Genomic DNA, 19,706 nt, shown 5'->3' with positions numbered 1-19,706 from the left:
TTAGAGTACGCCGAGACCGGCGAGAGCCGAGGCAAGTTCGTGGGGCAGGGGATCTTCCCCTGCCTGCGGCGCCTCGAGATCGGCGGGGGCATCCTCCGCCTTGAGATAGCGCCATCCCTGAAAGGGCCGGCGCGGTTGCGGCACGGTGCGGATCAGGCCCGGTTCCAGCACGATGGCGCAACGGCGTATGCCGTCCTCGCCCCGTCGTTCCTGCAATCCGGCGATTGGCTGACGGGCGAGCACCACCCCCTGAATTACCCAGTAGATCGACCCGCCGGCGAGCAGTTCCTCATCCCGTCGCGGCCACATGCGGGTGGTATGGGTGATGATGTCGCCATGGCCGGCGGCGGCGTTTCGCTGTCGCTGGGTCTGATGCCAGGCTTCGAGGCTTTCGACGCTCTCGGTTCCGACCGAGAGTTTGATGAGATTGAGCGATCCGGCCATGACACAAGGGTAGGGCGTGGACCCGGCGAGGGAAAGGGGTGCAAAGTGTTTATCCACAGGAAAATGTGCCCGCGCAGAGCGTTGACCCAAGGACTGGTGTGGCTTATCTTGGGAGACCTTCCTGAACGCTGCCGGAGACCTGAAGACGATGAGCCGTTTCGCCGCGCCGATTTCCGCCTCCATCTGGGACATGAAGTACCGGTTCAAGACGCCCGAGGGCGTGGCGCTGGACGAGACTGTCGAGGACAGCTGGCGACGGGTGGCAAAGGCACTGGCGGCCGTGGAGGTGGAGCCGGAGGCGTGGGAAGAGCGGTTCTACAGGGCACTGGAGGACTTCCGCTTTCTGCCGGCCGGTCGCATTCTGGCCGGGGCGGGTACCGAACGCTCCGTTACGCTGTTCAACTGTTTCGTTATGGGCACGATTCCCGACGACATGGGCGGCATCTTCGACATGCTGCGCGAAGCGGCGCTGACGATGCAGCAGGGCGGTGGGATCGGTTACGATTTTTCCACCATCCGGCCGCGGGGGGCCAGCGTGAAGGGCGTGGGCGCGGATGCCTCTGGACCTTTGAGTTTCATGGATGTGTGGGACGCGATGTGCCGCACGATCATGTCCGCCGGATCGCGGCGCGGGGCGATGATGGCGACGATGCGCTGCGATCACCCCGACATCGAGGATTTCATTTCGGCCAAGCGCGATCCCGCGCGGCTGCGCATGTTCAACCTGAGCGTTCTGGTGACCGATGGCTTCATGGCCGCGGTGAAGGCGGACGGGGCCTGGGATCTGGTGTTCGGAAGCAAGGTGTACCGCACGGTGCAGGCGCGGGATCTGTGGAACATGATCATGCGCTCGACCTTCGAATATGCCGAGCCGGGCGTGATTTTCATCGACCGGATCAACCAGCGCAACAACCTGGCATATGCCGAGACCATCGCCGCCACGAACCCCTGCGGCGAGCAGCCGTTGCCGCCCTATGGCGCGTGCCTGCTGGGGTCGATCAACCTTGCGCGGCTGGTGAGCGACCCGTTTGGGGAAGGCGCGGCCCTGGGCGAGGCGGCGCTGGACGATCTGGTAGCGGTGGCGGTGCGGATGATGGACAACACCGTCGATGCCTCGCGCTTTCCGCTGGAGGCGCAGGCGGCAGAGGCGCGGGCCAAGCGGCGGATCGGGCTGGGGGTGACGGGGCTTGCGGATGCGCTGCTGATGGTCGGCGAGCGGTACGGATCGGAAGGAGCGGCGCGTCTGACGGAGCGCTGGCTGGAGCGGATCGCCCGCGCCGCCTACCTGGCGTCGGCGCAACTGGCGAAGGAGAAGGGGGCGTTCCCGTTGTTCGATGCGGAGGCCTATCTGTCGGGCGAGACGATGAAGGCGATGCCGCAGGATGTGCGCAACGCGGTGGCCGAGAACGGCATCCGCAACGCGCTGCTGACCTCGATCGCGCCGACGGGCACCATCAGCCTTTATGCGGGCAACGTGAGTTCGGGCATCGAGCCGGTGTTCGCCTATGCCTACACGCGCAAGGTGTTGCAGAAGGATGGCACGCGAACCGAAGAGGAGGTCGTGGATTACGCGGTACAGTTGTGGCGCGAGAAATTCGGCGATGCGGCTCTGCCGGAGTATTTCGTCAACGCCCAGACGCTGGCGCCGCTGGAGCATGTGCGGATGCAGGCGGCGGCGCAAAAGTGGGTGGATTCCAGCATTTCCAAGACGATCAACTGCCCGGAGGACATCTCTTTCGCCGATTTCAAGGAGGTCTACATGGCCGCCTGGGATCAGGGCTGCAAGGGCTGCACGACCTACCGGCCGAACGACGTGACCGGCAGTGTGCTGAGCGTGGATGTAAAGGCGGAGGCACCGGCCGCCGCGCCGGAACCGGTTTTACCGACGGGCGCGGAGATCAAGGAGCAGCGTGTGGCCATGGACATGACGCTGCAGTCGCTGGCAGAGGCGGTGGGCTGCGAGGAGGCGGAACTTTCGCGGATCGAGCGCGGGGCGCTGGCGCTGGCGGAGTTTGAGGGGCGGCAGATGCTGCTGGATGTTCTTGGCTGGGAGGATGAGGCCGGGGCGGACGCGCATTCAACTGAAACCGGAGACATCGACCGGCCCGCCCCCGCCCTGGTAGAGACGGGCGGCAGCGAGGTCGTCTACCTCGCCGAGAAGCTCGACCGGCCGGAGGCGCTGGAGGGAAATACCTACAAGATCAAGTGGCCGGAGAGCGAGCACGCGATCTACATCACTATCAACGACGTGATCGTCGGTGGCCAGCGGCGGCCGTTCGAAGTTTTCATCAACTCCAAGAACATGGAGCATTTCGCCTGGACGGTGGCGCTGACGCGGATGATCTCGGCGGTGTTCCGGCGCGGCGGAGACGTGAGCTTCGTGGTTGAAGAGTTGAAGGCCGTGTTCGACCCCCGGGGCGGTGCTTGGATGGGCGGCAAGTACGTGCCCTCGATCCTCGCGGCCATTGGCGGGGTGATCGAGCGCCATATGATCGCCATCGGTTTTCTGGCCGGGGAGGGGCAGGGCGCCAAGAGCGACCCGCAACTGGCGGCAATGGCGGTTGGCGAGCGGCCGCGGGGGGCCGCCTGCCCGAACTGCGGCCAGTTCGCAATGCAGATGCGCGAGGGCTGCATGACCTGTGCGGAATGCGGGCACTCGAAATGCGGGTGAGTGCATTTGCGCTTCGGACCTTGCGGATCGCCTGCCAGCAGGGTTTGTTGCGCGGGTAGCGTGCGAACCGACGGACTGAACTCATGAAATTCGAATCCATCTGGGCGGCGACAGCGCCGGTGGAACCGGACCTGCCAGCGCTGACGACGAATGCGGAAGCCAGCGTGCTGGTCATTGGCGGCGGCTTTCTTGGGCTTTCGACGGCACTGCATCTGGCTGAGGCTGGAGTGGACGTTATGCTGCTGGAGGCCGAAGCGCCGGGATACGGTGCATCGGGGCGCAATGGCGGGCAGGTGATACCCGGGCTGAAAGACGACCCGGATGCACTCGACAGGCTTTTCGGGCCGCAGGCAACCGCGTTTGCAGGTGCGACGGCGGATGTGCTGTTTGACCTTGTCGATCGGCTGAGCCTGGACTGTGATGCCGCGCGGACGGGCTGGATACAGGCGGGGAGCAAGAGGGTGCATGCAGACATCCTGCGACCGCGGATGAAACAATGGGCGGCGCGTGGGGCGGATGTCGGCTGGCTGGACGGTGGCCAGATGGCCGCTGCCACAGGCAGCGACGTTTTTCTGAATGGCTGGATCGACAGGCGGGCCGGCAAGGTTCACCCGCTGAAATACGCCTATGGGCTGGCGAGGGCGGCGCAGGCGGCAGGGGCAAGAATTCATGCCCGCTCGCCTGTGGCAGGGCTCCGACGGGCCGGTGACGGCTGGTTGGCGACGCTGGCGGCAGGCCATGAGGTGAAGACCGATCGGGTGGTGTTGGCCACCAACGCCTACACGCCGCCGCAGCTGAACCGACGCTTGCCGCGGGCGATCGTGCCGGCCCACAGTTTCCAGGTCGCGACCGCACCCCTCGGTGAGGCGCAGCTGGCACACATCCTACCGGGAGGCGCTGCCGTATCCGAGGTAAGGCGGGTGGGCACCTATTTCCGGATCGGTCCGGAAAACCGCCTGATGATCGGTGGGCGCGGGAGTTTCGCCGAGCCGCGCGGAGCGGAGGCTTTTCGGGAGATCGAGGCGGAACTGGCGCGCTTGTTCGGGCAGGGGATGGAGGTGACGCATCGCTGGTTCGGACGCCTGGGTATGACGCCCGATCACCGATTGCGCCTTTGTGCACTGTCGGGTGGGTTGTTTGCGATTACCGGTTTCAACGGTAGGGGCGTGGCACTCTCGACGGCGCTGGGTAAGGCGCTGGCGGAGCATCTGGCAGCAGGGACGCCGTTGCCACTGCCGGTGGAGCGGCATATCCGGACGCTGCCGCTGCACGGAATGCACCGGATTTATGGCTCCCTAGTCATCGAGTTCGAGCGACTGCGCGATGCGTTGGACCGCTGATCCAGCTTGCCGCGACGCAGCAAAGTGCTAGCTTGCGCCGGAATCGAGGGGGGGGGGCATGGTCAAGGAAACTCGGACATTCGCGGTGATCGGACTGGGCGCTTTCGGTTCGACCGTTGCGTCGGAGCTGGCCCGTTTCGGCAACAAGGTGATCGGTGTTGATCGCGACGAGCGTCGGGTGGCGCAGATGGCGAACACGCTGCAGTCGACCGTTATTCTCGACACCACCGATGAGCAGGCGCTGCGTGAAGCGGGGATCGACCGCTATCAGGTCGGGCTGATTGCGATCGGCCGGGACGTGGAGGCCAGCATTCTGACGACAATGAATCTGCGACTTATCGGCATCGAGACCATCTGGGTGAAGGCGTCAAGCAAGACACATCACCGGATTCTGGCCAAGCTGGGCGCGGACCGTGTGATCCTGCCGGAGCAGGAGATGGGGCGCCATACGGCCCAGATGCTGAACAACCCGGTGGTGAAAGACTACGTGAGCCTGGGCAATGGTTTCAGCGTGGTGAACATCGAGGTGCCGGAGCGGCTGGCGGGCAGATCGCTGGCGGATCTGAAGCTTGCTGAGGCAGAGGGTTTGCGGCTGCTGGGATTGATGCGGGGAACTGAATACTTTGAGCCGGGGCTGACGGACATGGCGCTGGAGAAGGACGACAGGCTGATGGTGCTGGGCAGGCGACCGGAATTGCGGCTGTTCGGCGACAGGCTCTGAGGCTCTGCCGTGTCACGCTTGATAAAGGTGGTGAAGCGGCGTGCAGTCTCGTTGCCGCCGCCGATTATCCTCGCAGGTCTTTATGCAGTGCTCATTGCGCTCGGAGCGCTGGCGCTGATGACACCGATGGCGACCACGCGGGTCATCAGCCTTTCCGATGCGCTGTTCACGGCGACCTCCGCCGTTACGGTGACCGGGCTGGCGGTGCTGGATACTGGCGCGGACCTGACGTTTTTCGGGCAGGTGGTGGTAACGGTGCTGATACAGCTCGGCGGGTTGGGGTTGATGACCTTTGCCGTTTTGGTCTTTGCGGCGCTGGGGCTGCCGGTGGGAATCACGGGGCACATATATCTGCGTGAGGACCTGAACCAGAGTTCCATGCACCAGTTGATGCGTCTGGTGAAAACGATCGTGAAGGTGGTGGTGGTCTGCGAGGGTATCGGGGCGCTGTGCCTGACGCTGGCGTTCATTCCGCACTCCGGCTTCTGGCAGGGATTGTGGGAGTCGGTCTTCCATTCGGTTTCCGCATTCAACAACGCTGGTTTTTCGACCTTTCCCGGCGGGCTGGTGCCATTCGCCGTGCATCCGGTTGTAAACATCGTGATCCCGGTGTTGTTCATCGTTGGCGGCATTGGCTACGTGGTGATCAGCGATCTGTTTCTGCACAGGCCGAAGCATGGCTGGTCTCTGCACACCAAGATCATGCTGCTTGGTACGGCGATTCTCATCCCGATGTCGGTGGGCCTTTTCGCGGTGCTTGAATGGAACAATCCGGGCACACTGGGGGCATATGACAGCGTACCTGCGCGTTTGGTGATCAGTTGGTTCCAGGGGGTCACGACGCGGACGGCGGGGTTCAACACGACCGATATTGCGGCGCTGCATGATAGTACGGCGCTGATGTTCATTTCGCTGATGCTGATCGGTGGCGGGCCGACGTCCACGGCCGGCGGGATCAAGGTGACGACTTTCGTGATCATGATCCTTGCGACGGTCGCGTTCTTCCGCCGACAGACACAGCTTCACGCATTCGGGAGATCCATTGGGCTGGAGCAGGTCTTGAAGGTGATGGCGCTGACGGCGATCTCCCTGATCCTTGTTTTCCTTGGAATTTTCGTAATGACAGCCAGCCATGACGGGCATTTTCTGGACATCAGCTTCGAGGTGGCGAGTGCGTTTGGCACGGTAGGCCTTTCGCGTGACTATACCGATGATCTTTCCGGCTTCGGGCGGGCGGTTATCATCGGCATCATGTTTCTGGGAAGAGTGGGGCCGCTGACGCTCGGATTTTTCCTCGCTACCCGGACGACACCGAGGGTTCGCTATCCCGAAGGCCAGCTGCACCTAGGCTGAGACTGTCACAAAAGCTTCGCTCAAGCGAAACAAAACTGAGCAACCGTGCTGGCAGAGAGACGCCAAAACAGGGACGTCTTCATGCTGGAAATCCGGAACCTAACGAAGTCCTTCGGGGCGAATATCGCTGTCGATGCCGTTTCTGTTGCGGTGGCAAAGCCGATGATGATCGGTATCATCGGTCGATCCGGTGCCGGCAAATCGACACTGCTGCGGATGATGAACCGGCTGACGGATGCCAGCTCCGGCGAGATCCTGTTCGAGGGGCGCGACGTGACGCGGCTGAAAGGTGCCGAGAAACGGGGCTGGCAGGCGCAATGCGCGATGATCTTCCAGCAGTTCAACCTCGTGCCGCGCATGGACGTGGTTTCCAATGTGCTGCACGGTACTTTGAACCGGCGCTCTACGTTGGCGACGATGTTCAGCCTGTTTCCGGAAGCGGACATCCACCGGGCCATCGACATTCTGGATCGGCTGGGCATAGCCGAACACGCGCCGAAACGGGCGGAGGCCCTCTCTGGCGGGCAGCAGCAGCGGGTGGCGATCGCGCGGGCGCTGATGCAGGATCCGAAGATCATTCTGGCTGACGAGCCGATCGCATCTCTCGACCCGATGAACGCGCAGGTGGTGATGCAATCGCTGCGCCGCATTCATGAGGAAGACGGACGCACTGTCATCGCCAACCTGCACACCCTTGATACCGCGCGCCGCTATTGCGACCGGGTAATTGGCATGCTGCATGGCCGTGTCGTCTTCGACGGAACGCCGGAGCAACTGACAACGGGCACGGCGCGCGACATTTACGGCGCGGATGACAGCTTCTCCGAAGCGGCGACTTCCACGGAGATCGAAACTCTTGATGCAGCGGCGGCCAGGGAAAGGGCCGCCGTTGGCGTTTGAGGTGACTTGTTCAACCCACTGGCTCCGAAGGGGCTGCTTAACCAAAGTGAGACGAAACCGATGAAAAATCTGCTTGCTGCTGCGCTTGCGACGACGATGCTGACGGGCGTGGCCTATGCCGACGGCCATGAAATCACCGAATTCCGCATCGGTCTTCTGGGCGGCGAGAACGCTCAGGACCGCCTGAACTCCAACGAATGCCTGCGGGCCTACACCGAGGAAGCGCTGGGCGTGCCGACAAAACTTTTCGCCCCTGCCGATTACAACGGGGTGATCCAGGGACTGCTGGGCGGAACGCTGGACATGGCTTGGCTGGGCGCTTCCGCCTACGCGGCCGTGTATATGCAGGATCCGGAAGCCGTGGAGCCCGTGCTGGTGAAGATCAATCTCGATGGATCCTACGGTTATCATTCCATCGGCTTTGCGCGTAAGGACAGCGGCATCACCTCGCTCGACGGCATGCAGGGCAAGATTTTCGGCTTCGGCGATCCGAACTCGACCTCCGGCTATCTGATCCCGTCCATCGAGATCCCTCAGGAAGGCGAAGAGATCACGATGGAATCCGGCGACTACTTCGGCGAAGTGAAGTTCACAGGTGGCCATGAGCAGACGATCGTGGCCGTGAACAACGGTGATATCGACGGCGGCGTCACCTGGGCCGACGGTCAGGGCGAATGGGAAGACGGATACAATTCCGGCGCACTGCGCAAGGCTGTGGATGCCGGCCTCGTCGATATGAACGATCTCGTGGAAATCTGGCGCTCCAAGCCGATCCCGGAAGGCCCGGTGGTGCTGAGCAAATCCCTGCCGGCGGACGTGAAGGCAACGATGGTCGAACTGGTTGACGGCCTGCACGAAGCCGATGCCGACTGCGCCTATGGCGTTGCGGCCGGTGAAAGCCTCGGGTTCGATCCGATCACCCATGACGCCTACGTTTCGATCGTGGAAGCCCGCAAGGCGAAATCCAACTGATCCCACGGGATTGAAAGGGCCTGGCAGGCCCCGTCGTTGATGGCGGGGCCTGTCGGTTTGTTTGAAAGGGGCACGGTTTGGCAGAGATTTCGGCGGACGCGCGAGACATGCGCAACATTCACGATGAATATCTGGCCCAGGTACGGGCGAAACGGCTGCTGAACACTATCCTGCTGCTGGTGTTCATCGTGCTGATGGTCGCAGGTTTTCAAACCGCGAATGCCCGCAACGCCGGCGGGTTCATCGATGGGCTGCCGAACACCTTCGATTTCATGGCCGACGTGGTTGGCGAGGCGGTGGAACGTGCGCATCTGTTGCCCGGGTATTTTGTGAAATACCTGCCCTCACTTATCGAAACGGTGAACATCGCGGGCGCCTCGACGCTGCTGGGGGCTCTGTTCGCGCTCTGCATATCAATGCTGGTGACACGCGGTCTGGCGCCGGTGCCCTGGGCAATCATGCCGTTGCGACGGGTGCTGGACATTCTGCGGGCCGTGCCCGAGATCGTGGTGGCGCTGGTGCTGATCTTCCTGCTGGGCGGCGGCCCGGTGCCGGCGATGATCGCAATAGCGCTGCATACGGTCGGGGCTCTCGGCAAGCTTTTTTCGGAGGTGAACGAGAACGCCTCGCTGAAGCCGGTGGAAGGGCTGGAATCGGTCGGTGCGGGCTGGGTGCAGCGAATGATGCTGGGAGTGGTGCCGCAGGTGGCGCCGAATTACCTGAGCTATGCGTTGCTGCGGTTCGAGATAAATATCCGCGCTTCCGCCATCCTTGGCTTTGTCGGTGCAGGCGGCATCGGCTACGACTTGCGCAACACAATGAGTTGGGGGCAGGGCAAGTTCGATGAGGCCGCGGCAATATTCCTGCTGTTGTTCATGACAATTGTGATTGTCGACCAGATCTCGAGCCATTTCCGCAACCGGTTGACGCATGGCGCGATGCGCGGGGAGGCACGGGTATGACCGCGATGGTGCTGCACGGGCAGGCGAACGCGATGTTTGCGCGAAAGCGGCTAGCGGCACTGGCTGTTCCGGTGCTGCTGCTGACCTATTTCTCGTACGTTTTCTTTGCCTTCGACATTCCCGGTCTTTCGGAGCGCGTGAGCGTGGAGAATGCGCGAACGCTGGTTTCCGACACCTACAGCTACAAGACGCATGTGACGCAGGACAACCGTAGTGGCGCAGTGGAGATTGCCATCGAGGGAGAGCGCAAGGGCGCATATGCCGAAGGCACGGCGCCGGAGTGGGTGACGCTGGGCGAGCGGACGGTGATCGACCTTGGCCGCGGGCATGTGGTGACGTTCGGCGACCAGGTGACGTATGAGGTGCCGGGTTACGGCGTGATCAGGACGGAACCGGGGCGCAGCGGCGTCAACGCTGTTCTGCCGGAGGGCGAGGTGCCGGACTGGATCAGCGCATCGCGGAATCGCCTGATGGTGACAACCAATGCAGGACGGGTGACGATCACCCGCAATCGATCAGAGGTGTTCCGGTACTCATTCGGGTGGGAGTTGTTCTTCTTTACCCTCGACAGCCCCTATTATGGCATGGGGCCTGGGGAGTTGGTGGCGCGGGCAGCCGCCGGGGAAGCCGGTGCGATCTGGGGTGATTTCTGGGGCAACAAGATGTGGCGGCACGGGGAGGTCGCCTGGGCGCTGGTCGAAACGGTGCTGATGGCCTTTCTCGGTACGTTTGGGGCGGCGATGATCGCGCTGCCGTTGGGTTTTCTGGCGGCAAAGAACTTTGCGCCACTGGGGGCACTGCGGTTCGTGGCGCGGCGCTTGTTCGACTTCCTGCGCGGTGTGGATGGGCTGATCTGGACCATCGTTCTGTCTCGCGCCTTCGGGCCGGGGCCGCTGACCGGATCTCTGGCGATCCTGCTGACGGATACCGGCTCTTTCGGCAAGATGTTCTCCGAAGCGCTGGAAAACATTGATGGCAAGGAGATCGAAGGCATTGCCTCCACCGGGGCCAAACCGTTGCAGCGATATCGATTTGGGGTGATCCCGCAAATCACGCCGGTGTTGCTCTCCCAGATCCTCTACTACCTTGAATCCAATACCCGCTCCGCGACCATCATCGGGGCCATTACCGGTGGTGGCATCGGCCTGTTGTTGACGCAGGCGATCATTACCCAGAAGGATTGGGAGGAGGTGAGTTATTTCATCGTCCTGATCATCCTGATGGTGATGCTGATGGACACGTTCTCCGGCTGGTTGCGGCGCAAGCTTATCAAGGGATCCGGAACCTGAAGGAATAATCGTGGCAAGACTGAAGGCCGAGACGCCATTTATCCATCCCGATTGCGAGATAGTCGATGCCCGGATGGGGCGCTTCGTGGAGATCGGGCGCGGCAGCAGGGTGGCGCATTCGGTGATCGGCGACTATTCCTATTGCGACCGTTTCGCCGACATCGCGAACGCACAGATCGGCAAGTTTTCCAATATCGCCAGTTATGCGCGCATCGGTGCGACCGATCATCCGATGGACAAGGCGAGTCTGCACCACTTTCACTATCGTTCGGCCGATTATTTTGATGACGCCGAGCATGACGAAGATTGGTTTGCGCATCGCCGGAGCCGCCGGACGCGGATCGGCCATGACACCTGGCTCGGGCACGGAGCGCAGGTGCGCCCGGAGGTGACAATCGGCGATGGCGCCGTGGTGGCCGGAGGGGCGATCGTGACCAAAGATGTCGCGCCTTACATGATCGTTGCCGGAATCCCGGCGGTGCCGCTGCGGGAGCGTTACCGGCCGGATGTGGCAGAGCGGATGCAGGCGCTGGCGTGGTGGGACTGGAGCTATGCCGAGCTGCGAGCGGCGCTGGACGATTTTCGCAGTCTGAATGCCGAGGCGTTTCTGGAGAAATACGGCGGTTGAAGAAGGTGTTACTCCGCAGCCACGCGGGCGCGGAGTGGTGAGCGAGCAAGGCGAGCGGCAAGATTTCCGGAGAGGTGGGTCCATCGTCCGGCAACCATTGTGCCTTCGATGCGGCGGCTGTACTCATCGATGATGACGAGGTCAGCGCGCCGGCCGTCGGCCAGTTCGCCCCTGTCGGGCATGGCCATGATCCGTGCAGGATTGCAGGAGATCAGTGCCCATGCATCGGCGAGTGACAGGAGCCCGTCATCCGCGAGGCGGAAGGCAGCACGGGCGAGAGTGGGGTAATGATAATCCGACACCAGGGCGTCACAGAGTCCCTCTGCCACCAGGTCGGCCGCGGCGATGTTACCTGATTGCGACCCGCCACGGACGATGTTCGGCGCACCCATCAACACCGGATCGCCTGCTGTATGGGCGGCGCGAGCGGCGGCCACGCCTGTCGGGAACTCGCAAATCCGGGCGCCAAGGTCGGCGAAGCGGGTACGCGTTGCGGTGTCGGCATCGTCGTGGGAGCCGGACCGCACGCCCTCTTGCGCAAATACGGCGGAAAGGCGGGCGAGATAGGCGGAAGCCTCCGCATCCCTCGCCTTGAGCGACAAGACCAGATCGAGGTGCTGCTGCGGTGTCCGCCCGGTCCGCGAGGCCCAACCTGTCAGGCTGGCCAGATCGCGGCGGCCCATTTCCAGCGCTTCCTCGAGATGGTTGTTGAAGACGACATACCCAAGACGGAAACGGCGGATTGCATCAATCAGTCGGCCCTCGGTTTCCATCGTATGGGTTTCGCAGCGGATCTGAATGCGCAGGTCGGTGCCAGCCTGCGGGCGATAGGCCTCCAGCGCCTCCAGCAGACCAACGGCATAATCCGGACCACGAGCGCCGCCTTCCCAGCTCCAGCTTTGGGCCATCCATGCGGTGGTGACGCCGTTTGCCGCGGCGTCGCTGTCGACCCCGACGAGGCCCATGGCAAATGGCAGCGGGGCGGTAGGACGCGGGGCCATGTGATGTTCGAAGGCGTCTCCATGCAGGTCGATTATCCCCGGCAGGACGAGATAGCCGGTGGTTTCCAGCACCGGTGCATTGCCAGCGTCAGCCAGAAGCGCGCCGGCGATGCCGAGCGTGCCATCCTCAAGGGCGCCGCCACGCAGGATCTTGCCGCCCTGCAAGCAGAGCGAATCTTGGCCGGTGTTCATGGGTTTCTTCCTGTAGTTTTCCGCTTCATGGCCGAGGATTGTTGCGAATTCATGACATTTGCGCATCCTGCAAGGCCGGATCTGACAGCGTGAGTGTGACCCTTTCGCCCGCGAACCAGGTATGGCCGTATTCAATTGGCATGCCCGTGGTGTCGATGTTGATGGCGACTGCCTGCAGGAGCGGCGCGTTCTCAGCGATGCGTAGATGCAGGGCCTGCGTCGCGGTTGCCGCCTTGGCGGTGAGGCGGGTTGAGGCACGGGTGTAGTCCGCAATGCCGTGGCGGGCGAGGGCGGCTGTGATCGAGCCCAGTTCGGCAAGATCGTCGAGAAAACCGGGAAAGGGCGCGGCTGGAAAGATGCTGCGGGAGACGGCGATAGGCTGACCATCAGCCAGCGACAGGCCTTCGTAGGCATGCACGTCCGCGCCTGCTGGCAGCGCCAGCGCTTCCGCCTCTCGCGTATCGGACTGACGGGTTTCGAGATGCAGGATCTTTTTGCCCGGTGTCTGTCCCGCAGCAGCGAGGTTCTGGTGAAACCGGGTGCGGCGCCCGATGGCATAATCCATCGGCTTCATGGCGACGAAGACACCTGCGCCGCGGCGGCTGTGGACGAGGCCGTCCTCCGACATGCGCTTGAGTGCGCGGCGGACGGTGTGACGATTGACACCGAAGCGGGAGGATAGAGCCGCCTCCGTCGGCATTCGGGCGCCGGGCGGATAGTGACCGCCGGCGATTTCATGCGTGAGTGTCGTGGCTATGGATTGCCAGATCGGAGTGCGGGGCATGGGTTCACGAAAGCTTCACGGAAAGAGGGATTGCGGGGGCGGACTACGCTCGCTAATATTTGTCTAGTTGTATAGACATCTTGCGAAGATGTCCAGATTCGAAAGACGAAAGATGGACGGCACACCGGACCCGAACGCGGCCCGCAAGGCGTGGATGAGCCTGTTGGCGAAAGCCCCTGCAGTCGCGGTGAAGCAGGCGTGGGCGCATTATGGTGATGTGCCGGAACACAGCGTCCTGCGTGCTCCCGAGATCGGCGGAGTCATGGTTCGGGGCCGTGCCGGAGCCGTGGGTGCGCCATTCAATCTTGGGGAAATGACGGTGACACGCGCCTCGGTGCGGCTGGAGGAGGGAGCTGTCGGCCATGGGTATGTTCAGGGCCGGGACAGAGACAAGGCACTGATAGCGGCCTTGGTGGATGCGCTGATGCAGACAGATGCGGCGGCGCGGCTGGAGACGATGGTGCTGGAGCCGCTGCGTGGCGAACTCCGCAAGAAGGCTGACCATCGAGCGGCGAAGGCAGCTGCCACCAAGGTAGACTTCTTTACACTGGTACGAGGAGAGGACTGATGGAAAGCGCAGCGCTCGAGGGAGGTTTCAGCAATGCGCCCGTTGATGCCGCTCATGCCTTTCGCGCGGTGATGAACGCGATGGCCAGGCCCGGAGTAATCTCCGAACTGGCAGGTGCGGTGCCGCCAGCGCCGCTATCGGTTGCGGCCGGTGTGGTTCTTCTGACGCTGTGCGATCCGGAAACGCCTGTGTATCTGGCGCCATCGAGGAACAACGAGGCGGTGCGAAGCTGGATCACGTTCCATACCGGCGCCCCTTTTTCATCTGTGGAGACGGCGATGTTTGCGGTCGGGCATTGGACGGAACTGAAAAGCCGCGGCTTCACTGTGGGCACGCCAGCGTACCCGGACCGCTCGGCGACCCTGATCGTCGAGTTGGAGCGGTTGATGCCGGAGGGCGCTACCCTGCGCGGACCCGGCATCCGGGACACCACGGCCCTCTCCCTGCCCGAGGTCGAGGCCTTCCAGTCGAACGCGCGGTTGTTCCCGTTGGGCCTTGACCATCTGTTCACCTGCGGCAACCGGCTGGCCGGGCTGCCACGTACGACGAAGGTGTCGTGAATGTATGTAGCAGTCAAAGGTGGCGAAAAGGCCATCGACAATGCCCACGCCTGGCTGGCCGAGGAGCGGCGTGGCGACAACAGCATCGCGGAACTGTCGGTAGCGCAGATACGTGAGCAACTGGCGTTGGCCGTAAACCGGGTCATGGCCGAGGGATCGCTCTACGATCCCGATCTGGCGGCGCTGGCGATCAAGCAGTCTAGGGGCGATCTGATCGAGGCGATTTTTCTGATCCGGGCCTACCGTACGACGCTGCCGCGCTTCGGCGGTTCCGAACCGGTGGAGACAGACCGAATGGCCTGCGACCGGCGGATCTCAGCGACGTTCAAGGACGCCCCAGGCGGGCAGGTGCTGGGACCGACCTTCGATTACACTCACCGATTGCTCGATTTCAAACTGGCGGCCGACGGGGAGGTGCCGGAGGCGGCAATGGCCACCTCGGACCGAATTCAGACACCGCATATCATGTCGTTCCTGGATCGGGAGGGCCTTGTCCAGGACGAGCCGGAGGGCGCGGAGGCACCACCTGACCTGACGCGCGAGCCGCTCGAGCTTCCGGCGGAGCGGGCTCTGCGGCTGCAATCCCTCACCCGAGGGGATGAGGGATTCATCCTAGGCATGGCCTATTCGACGCAGCGCGGTTATGCGCGAAACCATGCCTTCGTGGCAGAGCTTCGGATCGGTACGGTGGAGGTCGAGATGGAGGTGCCGGAACTTGGGTTCGCCATCGAAATCGGGGAGATCACGCTGACGGAGTGCGAGACCGTCAACCAATTCAAGGGTTCGAAGACGGAGCCGCCGCAGTTTACCCGGGGCTATGGGCTCGTTTTCGGGCAGACGGAACGCAAGGCGATATCCATGGCGCTGGTGGATCGGGCACTGCGCTGGGAGGAACTGGGCGAAGACGACACCGGCGCTCCGGCGCAGGACGCGGAATTCGTTCTCTACCATGCCGACAACATTCAGGCGACGGGGTTTCTGGAGCACATCAAGCTGCCGCATTACGTGGATTTCCAGAGTGAATTGGAATTGATCCGCAGGTTGCGGCGCGAGGCCGGGGCGGCTGTGGCCGAGGCCGCGGAATGAACCGGTTGGCGTCATCTATGGGCGGGGGAGCGTGACATGAACGAATACAATTTCGCCTATCTCGACGAGCAGACCAAGCGGATGATCCGCCGGGCCATCCTGAAGGGACTGGCCATTCCTGGCTATCAGGTACCCTTCGCCAGCCGCGAGATGCCGATGCCCTATGGCTGGGGCACCGGTGGTGTGCAGGTGAGCGCTGCGGTGCTGGTTCCCGAGGATACGTTCAAGGTAATCGATCAGGGGGCGGATGATACGACCAATGCCGTTTCCATCCGGCGCTTCTTCGAGCGGACGGCCGGGGTTGCCACGACGGAGGCAACTGCTGAGGCCAGCGTGATCCAGACGAGACATCGGATCCCGGAGCAGACGCTGCGGGAGGATCAGATTCTCGTATACCAGGTGCCGATCCCGGAGCCGCTGCGGTTCCTCGAACCCTCCGAAGTCGAGACGCGGAAGATGCACAGCCTCGAGGAATACGGGCTGATGCATGTGAAGCTCTACGAAGACATCAGTCGGCACGGCGCGATCGCGACCGCCTATGCCTATCCGGTGAAGGTGGAGGGCCGATACGTCATGGACCCATCGCCGATTCCGAAATTCGACAATCCGAAGCTGGAGATGGCTGCCATCCAGTTGTTCGGCGCGGGTCGGGAACAGCGGATCTATGCGCTTCCGCCGTGGTGCAAGGTGGTCTCTCTCGATTTTGAGGACCATCCGTTCGAGGCGAGCAAGGCCGAGGCAGCCTGTGGCCTTTGCGGGGCGGAGGACAGCTACCTTGACGAGTTGATCGTCGATGATGATGGCGGGCGGATGTTCATGTGCTCCGACACCGATTACTGTGCCGGCAGGCGCGGCGATCAGGGGGAAGAAGGTTGAAACGGGTGATCATGGTTCTGCTGTTGGTCTACATCGGGCTCTATGGCCTGAAGCGCCTCGACACGGAGGGAATTCCCGGCGGCGGCATCGCCAGTGTCACCGATACCGCGAGCTTGGAGGGCATGAACGTCATTTTCGCGCCGATGATGATGATCGAAGGCGCGGTGACCGGCGTTGGCGGTGCGATCGGGGAGAAGGTGAAATGACGCCATTGCTCGAAGTCGACAGGCTGTCGAAATTCTACGGCACGCGGGTAGGTTGCGCCGAAGTCTCCTTCCAGCTCTTTCCCGGAGAGGTGCTGGGGATTGTCGGGGAGAGCGGTTCCGGCAAATCCACCTTGCTGAATTGCATGGCCGGGCATCTGCCGCCGGATTCCGGGGCAGTACGGTTCGCCATGCGCGACGGCAGTCAACGCGATACGGTGACCATGGCCGAACCGGAACGGCGGATGCTGGGTAGGACGGATTGGGCTTTCGTGCATCAGCACGCTCGTGACGGCCTGCGGATGAACGTCAGCGCGGGCGGCAACGTCGGCGAACGGCTGATGGCCGTCGGCGCCCGCAATTACGGTGCTATCCGCGAGGCGGCGGTCGACTGGCTGGCACGTGTGGAGATTGCCGGAGAGCGGGTCGATGACCGGCCAAGCGCGTTTTCCGGCGGTATGCAGCAGCGATTGCAGATCGCGCGCAATCTCGTCACTGGGCCGCGCCTGGTGTTCATGGATGAACCGACTGGCGGACTGGACGTCTCCGTGCAGGCGCGATTGCTGGACCTGTTGCGCGGACTCGTGCGGGACATGGGGTTGTCTGCAATTATCGTCACCCATGATCTGGCGGTAGTGCGCCTGCTGGCGGACCGGCTGATGGTGATGAAGGACGGCCATGTCGTCGAGGCAGGGCTGACCGACCAGGTGCTGGACGATCCGCAGCATGCCTATACCCAGCTACTCGTCTCTTCTGTCCTGCAGGTGTGAGCAGATGATAAGTATCGAAAACGTTTCCAAGTCCTTTGTTTTGCATAATCAGGGCGCGGCGCGAATTCCGGTGATGGAGGGCGCGACACTGGCCGTGGCACGCGGCGAATGCGTGGCGCTGGTTGGCGCGTCCGGTGCCGGAAAATCGACGCTGATGCGGATGATCTACGGGAACTACCTTGCCGCGGCCGGGCGGATCATGGTCGGAGGTGTCGACGTGGCGCAGGCCGCGCCGCGCGACATCATAGAGTTGCGGCGGCACACGCTAGGGTTCGTATCGCAGTTCCTGAGGGTGGTGCCGAGGGTTCCGACCTTGGCGGTGGTTGCCGAACCGCTGCTGGCAGTCGGGACGGAAAGGGCGGTTGCCGAAGCACGGGCGGCGGAACTGCTGGCGCGTCTGAACATACCAGAGCGGCTGTGGTTGTTGTCTCCGACGACGTTTTCCGGCGGCGAACAGCAGCGGGTGAACATCGCGCGAGGCTTCGCCCATGAATACCCGGCGCTGCTGCTTGATGAGCCGACGGCGAGCCTCGACCCGGTCAATCGCGAGATCGTGCTGGAAATGATCGCGGGCGCAAAGGCCCGTGGGGCGGCGATCATCGGTATCTTTCATGATGCCGAGGCGCGGATGCGGGTCGCCGAGCGGGAAGTCGACGTGACGGCCTTTACCCCGCGGGTGGCGGCGTGAGCGGCCGGTTCATCGCGGTGGTGGGCCCTTCCGGTGTCGGCAAGGACAGTGTTCTGACGGCGCTGGCGGCCCGTGCCCCGCAGTTGTCTCTGGTGCGGCGGGTGATTACCCGCCCGGAAACTGCCGGAGGAGAGGATTTCGAGGGGGTGAGCGAGCCGGAGTTTCTGCGGCGGCGCGATGCCGGTGCCTTCGCGCTCTGCTGGCAGGCACACGGTCTGCACTACGGGATTCCGGTGTCGGTCGATGCCGCTCTTGCGGGCGGCCGCGACCAGTTGGCAAACCTGTCGCGTGGTGTCCTCCAACGCGCGGAGGCAAGGTTTTCGCAGGTAACGATCATCGCTCTGTCTGCATCCCGCGAGGTTCTCGCCCGGCGTCTGGCCTTACGGGGCCGGGAATGTGTCGATGAGATTTCGCGACGTCTCGAACGTTCCACCGCCGTATTGCCCGGCGGACTTGACGTGCACCGGATCGACAATTCCGGACCATTGACGGATACGGTCGTGAGCGTCCTGTCCCTGCTTTACCCCGACCAGATACATGTGAGTGCCAAATGACCCTCGAATCGATCCTCTGCAATGCCCGCCTCGTGCTGGAAGGAGAGGTGGTGGCCGGCAGTATCCGGCTGCGCGATGGCAAGATCGTAGACATTGACCAGGGCACTGCGGTGGTAGCAGGCGCTGAGGATTGCGGTGGTGACTACATCTGTCCCGGTCTGATCGAACTGCACACGGATAACCTGGAGCGGCACATGGCGCCGCGCCCGAAGGTCAACTGGCCACATCGGGCGGCGATCATGGCGCATGACCGGGAACTGGCGGGGACGGGGATCACCACTGTCTTCGATGCGATCAGGGTCGGTTCAATTTTGTCCGACAAGGGCAAGCGCTATGGAAAGTATGCCCGCGGCATGGCGGACGAGATTCTTGCCATGCTGGAAGCCGGCGGTTTGAAGATCAGCCATCACCTGCACCTCCGGGCCGAAATCTGTTCCGAGTCGCTCATCGCAGAACTGGATGAGTTCGGTGAAGCCGACCGGGTGCGGATGGTGTCGATGATGGATCACACGCCGGGGCAGCGGCAGTTCCGCGACATATCCAAATTTGAGGATTACGTCTGCGGCAAGCATGGATTGAGCCGGGAGGGGTTTGAGGACTACGTGCAGTTTCTCTACGGATTGCAGGAACAGTTCGGCGAGAAGCACGAGGCCGCGACGGTGGCTGCTGCGGCGCGGTTCGGCGCGGTGCTGGCCAGCCATGACGACACCACGGCAGGACAGGTGGAAACCAGCCGCGCGCACGGCGTGACGCTGGCCGAGTTTCCAACAAGCGTTGAGGCAGCGGAGGCTTGCCACGACGTGGGAATCGCCACGATCATGGGAGCGCCGAACCTTGTCCGTGGCGGCTCCCATTCGGGAAATGTAGCGGCACGGGAATTGGCGGAGATGGACCGGCTGGATATCCTGTCTTCGGATTACGTGCCGGCATCGCTGCTGATGGGTGCAGTCGGCCTTGGCCACTTATGGGATGACATGGCGCGGGGCATCGCCACGGTCACCGCGACGCCCGCGTCGGCGGTGCATCTGGCAGATCGCGGTGTGCTGGCCAAAGGCATGCGGGCCGATGTTCTGCGCTTCTCCGAAATAGACGGTGCGGCGGCGGTGCGCGCGGTATGGAGTGCTGGTATGCGGGTGGCCTGACA

General features: G+C 63.0%; 21 protein-coding genes. 18 read left to right on the top strand and 3 right to left on the bottom strand.

Annotated elements, in window-relative coordinates; genetic code table 11:
* Positions 1–444: a DUF1489 family protein gene (locus GO499_RS11140; protein ID WP_161863941.1), complete on the bottom strand. Its 444-nt coding sequence runs from the start codon at positions 442–444 to the stop codon at positions 1–3.
* A 148-nt stretch (positions 445–592) separates the two neighbouring features.
* On the opposite strand from GO499_RS11140, the gene GO499_RS11135 reads away from it, so the two are divergent.
* The 9 genes from GO499_RS11135 to GO499_RS11095 all read left to right on the top strand — a co-directional run bounded on the left by GO499_RS11135 (position 593) and on the right by GO499_RS11095 (position 11,280).
* Positions 593–3,115 (top strand): adenosylcobalamin-dependent ribonucleoside-diphosphate reductase, encoded by a 2,523-nt coding sequence (locus GO499_RS11135; RefSeq protein ID WP_161862250.1) that lies wholly within the window; start codon positions 593–595, stop codon positions 3,113–3,115.
* 83 nt (positions 3,116–3,198) lie between these two features.
* On the top strand, positions 3,199–4,455 hold the full coding sequence (locus tag GO499_RS11130) for an NAD(P)/FAD-dependent oxidoreductase (RefSeq protein ID WP_161862249.1): 1,257 nt from the start codon (positions 3,199–3,201) through the stop codon (positions 4,453–4,455).
* Between the two features lie 58 nt (positions 4,456–4,513).
* The gene (locus GO499_RS11125) at positions 4,514–5,176 is read left to right on the top strand and encodes a potassium channel family protein (protein ID WP_161862248.1); all 663 of its coding nucleotides are present in this window, start codon (positions 4,514–4,516) and stop codon (positions 5,174–5,176) included.
* 9 nt (positions 5,177–5,185) lie between these two features.
* A complete protein-coding gene (locus tag GO499_RS11120) occupies positions 5,186–6,529 on the top strand; it encodes a TrkH family potassium uptake protein (RefSeq protein WP_284154695.1) in 1,344 nt (447 codons plus the stop codon).
* Positions 6,530–6,610: 81 nt separating this feature from the next.
* Positions 6,611–7,429, top strand: a complete 819-nt coding sequence (gene phnC, locus GO499_RS11115) for a phosphonate ABC transporter ATP-binding protein (RefSeq protein WP_161862247.1) — start codon at positions 6,611–6,613, stop codon at positions 7,427–7,429.
* Between the two features lie 60 nt (positions 7,430–7,489).
* On the top strand, positions 7,490–8,401 hold the full coding sequence (gene phnD, locus GO499_RS11110; RefSeq protein WP_161862246.1) for a phosphonate ABC transporter substrate-binding protein: 912 nt from the start codon (positions 7,490–7,492) through the stop codon (positions 8,399–8,401).
* A gap of 107 nt (positions 8,402–8,508) precedes the next feature.
* Positions 8,509–9,363, top strand: coding sequence for a phosphonate ABC transporter, permease protein PhnE (gene phnE / locus GO499_RS11105; protein ID WP_161863939.1), 855 nt, complete (start codon positions 8,509–8,511; stop codon positions 9,361–9,363).
* Positions 9,360–10,652, top strand: a complete 1,293-nt coding sequence (gene phnE, locus GO499_RS11100; RefSeq protein ID WP_161862245.1) for a phosphonate ABC transporter, permease protein PhnE — start codon at positions 9,360–9,362, stop codon at positions 10,650–10,652. Before phnE (GO499_RS11105) ends, phnE (GO499_RS11100) begins: the two co-directional genes overlap by 4 nt.
* 10 nt (positions 10,653–10,662) lie before the next feature.
* The gene (locus GO499_RS11095) at positions 10,663–11,280 is read left to right on the top strand and encodes an LbetaH domain-containing protein (RefSeq protein WP_161862244.1); all 618 of its coding nucleotides are present in this window, start codon (positions 10,663–10,665) and stop codon (positions 11,278–11,280) included.
* An 8-nt stretch (positions 11,281–11,288) separates the two neighbouring features.
* Here the strand turns inward: GO499_RS11095 and GO499_RS11090 are convergent, their stop codons facing one another.
* Positions 11,289–12,473, bottom strand: a complete 1,185-nt coding sequence (locus GO499_RS11090) for an alpha-D-ribose 1-methylphosphonate 5-triphosphate diphosphatase (protein WP_161862243.1) — start codon at positions 12,471–12,473, stop codon at positions 11,289–11,291.
* 49 nt (positions 12,474–12,522) lie between these two features.
* A complete protein-coding gene (gene phnF / locus GO499_RS11085) occupies positions 12,523–13,257 on the bottom strand; it encodes a phosphonate metabolism transcriptional regulator PhnF (protein WP_161862242.1) in 735 nt (244 codons plus the stop codon).
* A 112-nt stretch (positions 13,258–13,369) separates the two neighbouring features.
* Between phnF and phnG the strand changes: the two genes are divergently transcribed.
* Genes phnG through GO499_RS11040 form a run of 9 tightly spaced genes read left to right on the top strand, consistent with a single transcriptional unit; the run spans position 13,370 to position 19,704 of the window.
* A complete protein-coding gene (phnG, locus tag GO499_RS11080; RefSeq protein WP_161862241.1) occupies positions 13,370–13,825 on the top strand; it encodes a phosphonate C-P lyase system protein PhnG in 456 nt (151 codons plus the stop codon).
* Positions 13,825–14,385 (top strand): phosphonate C-P lyase system protein PhnH, encoded by a 561-nt coding sequence (gene phnH / locus GO499_RS11075; protein ID WP_161862240.1) that lies wholly within the window; start codon positions 13,825–13,827, stop codon positions 14,383–14,385. Before phnG ends, phnH begins: the two co-directional genes overlap by 1 nt.
* Positions 14,386–15,471, top strand: a complete 1,086-nt coding sequence (locus GO499_RS11070) for a carbon-phosphorus lyase complex subunit (RefSeq protein WP_161862239.1) — start codon at positions 14,386–14,388, stop codon at positions 15,469–15,471.
* A gap of 36 nt (positions 15,472–15,507) precedes the next feature.
* Positions 15,508–16,347: an alpha-D-ribose 1-methylphosphonate 5-phosphate C-P-lyase PhnJ gene (locus GO499_RS11065; RefSeq protein ID WP_161862238.1), complete on the top strand. Its 840-nt coding sequence runs from the start codon at positions 15,508–15,510 to the stop codon at positions 16,345–16,347.
* Positions 16,344–16,553: a hypothetical protein gene (locus GO499_RS11060; protein ID WP_161862237.1), complete on the top strand. Its 210-nt coding sequence runs from the start codon at positions 16,344–16,346 to the stop codon at positions 16,551–16,553. Before GO499_RS11065 ends, GO499_RS11060 begins: the two co-directional genes overlap by 4 nt.
* The gene (phnK, locus tag GO499_RS11055; protein WP_161862236.1) at positions 16,550–17,320 is read left to right on the top strand and encodes a phosphonate C-P lyase system protein PhnK; all 771 of its coding nucleotides are present in this window, start codon (positions 16,550–16,552) and stop codon (positions 17,318–17,320) included. Before GO499_RS11060 ends, phnK begins: the two co-directional genes overlap by 4 nt.
* A 4-nt stretch (positions 17,321–17,324) precedes the next feature.
* Positions 17,325–18,008 (top strand): phosphonate C-P lyase system protein PhnL, encoded by a 684-nt coding sequence (phnL, locus tag GO499_RS11050; protein ID WP_161862235.1) that lies wholly within the window; start codon positions 17,325–17,327, stop codon positions 18,006–18,008.
* On the top strand, positions 18,005–18,562 hold the full coding sequence (gene phnN / locus GO499_RS11045) for a phosphonate metabolism protein/1,5-bisphosphokinase (PRPP-forming) PhnN (protein ID WP_161862234.1): 558 nt from the start codon (positions 18,005–18,007) through the stop codon (positions 18,560–18,562). Before phnL ends, phnN begins: the two co-directional genes overlap by 4 nt.
* Positions 18,559–19,704, top strand: coding sequence for an alpha-D-ribose 1-methylphosphonate 5-triphosphate diphosphatase (locus GO499_RS11040; protein WP_161862233.1), 1,146 nt, complete (start codon positions 18,559–18,561; stop codon positions 19,702–19,704). The genes phnN and GO499_RS11040 overlap by 4 nt, the downstream gene beginning before the upstream one ends.
* The last annotated feature ends 2 nt before the right edge of the window (positions 19,705–19,706 follow it).

This window comes from Algicella marina (assembly GCF_009931615.1).
In the GTDB taxonomy this organism is placed as follows: Bacteria; Pseudomonadota; Alphaproteobacteria; order Rhodobacterales; family Rhodobacteraceae; genus Algicella; species Algicella marina.
Note: the sequence above shows the minus strand (reverse complement) of the source record. Positions and strands in the feature narration are given on the sequence as shown.

Excerpts from the sequence above, each read along its gene's own strand:
- GO499_RS11140 (WP_161863941.1), bottom strand. The coding sequence starts at position 444 with ATGGCCGGATCGCTCAATCTCATCAAACTCTCGGTCGGAACCGAGAGC.
- GO499_RS11135 (WP_161862250.1), top strand. The coding sequence starts at position 593 with ATGAGCCGTTTCGCCGCGCCGATTTCCGCCTCCATCTGGGACATGAAG.
- GO499_RS11130 (WP_161862249.1), top strand. The coding sequence starts at position 3,199 with ATGAAATTCGAATCCATCTGGGCGGCGACAGCGCCGGTGGAACCGGAC.
- GO499_RS11125 (WP_161862248.1), top strand. The coding sequence starts at position 4,514 with ATGGTCAAGGAAACTCGGACATTCGCGGTGATCGGACTGGGCGCTTTC.
- phnC (WP_161862247.1), top strand. The coding sequence starts at position 6,611 with ATGCTGGAAATCCGGAACCTAACGAAGTCCTTCGGGGCGAATATCGCT.
- phnD (WP_161862246.1), top strand. The coding sequence starts at position 7,490 with ATGAAAAATCTGCTTGCTGCTGCGCTTGCGACGACGATGCTGACGGGC.
- phnE (WP_161863939.1), top strand. The coding sequence starts at position 8,509 with ATGCGCAACATTCACGATGAATATCTGGCCCAGGTACGGGCGAAACGG.
- phnE (WP_161862245.1), top strand. The coding sequence starts at position 9,360 with ATGACCGCGATGGTGCTGCACGGGCAGGCGAACGCGATGTTTGCGCGA.
- GO499_RS11090 (WP_161862243.1), bottom strand. The coding sequence starts at position 12,473 with ATGAACACCGGCCAAGATTCGCTCTGCTTGCAGGGCGGCAAGATCCTG.
- phnF (WP_161862242.1), bottom strand. The coding sequence starts at position 13,257 with ATGCCCCGCACTCCGATCTGGCAATCCATAGCCACGACACTCACGCAT.
- phnG (WP_161862241.1), top strand. The coding sequence starts at position 13,370 with ATGGACGGCACACCGGACCCGAACGCGGCCCGCAAGGCGTGGATGAGC.
- phnH (WP_161862240.1), top strand. The coding sequence starts at position 13,825 with ATGGAAAGCGCAGCGCTCGAGGGAGGTTTCAGCAATGCGCCCGTTGAT.
- GO499_RS11070 (WP_161862239.1), top strand. The coding sequence starts at position 14,386 with ATGTATGTAGCAGTCAAAGGTGGCGAAAAGGCCATCGACAATGCCCAC.
- GO499_RS11065 (WP_161862238.1), top strand. The coding sequence starts at position 15,508 with ATGAACGAATACAATTTCGCCTATCTCGACGAGCAGACCAAGCGGATG.
- phnK (WP_161862236.1), top strand. The coding sequence starts at position 16,550 with ATGACGCCATTGCTCGAAGTCGACAGGCTGTCGAAATTCTACGGCACG.
- phnL (WP_161862235.1), top strand. The coding sequence starts at position 17,325 with ATGATAAGTATCGAAAACGTTTCCAAGTCCTTTGTTTTGCATAATCAG.
- GO499_RS11040 (WP_161862233.1), top strand. The coding sequence starts at position 18,559 with ATGACCCTCGAATCGATCCTCTGCAATGCCCGCCTCGTGCTGGAAGGA.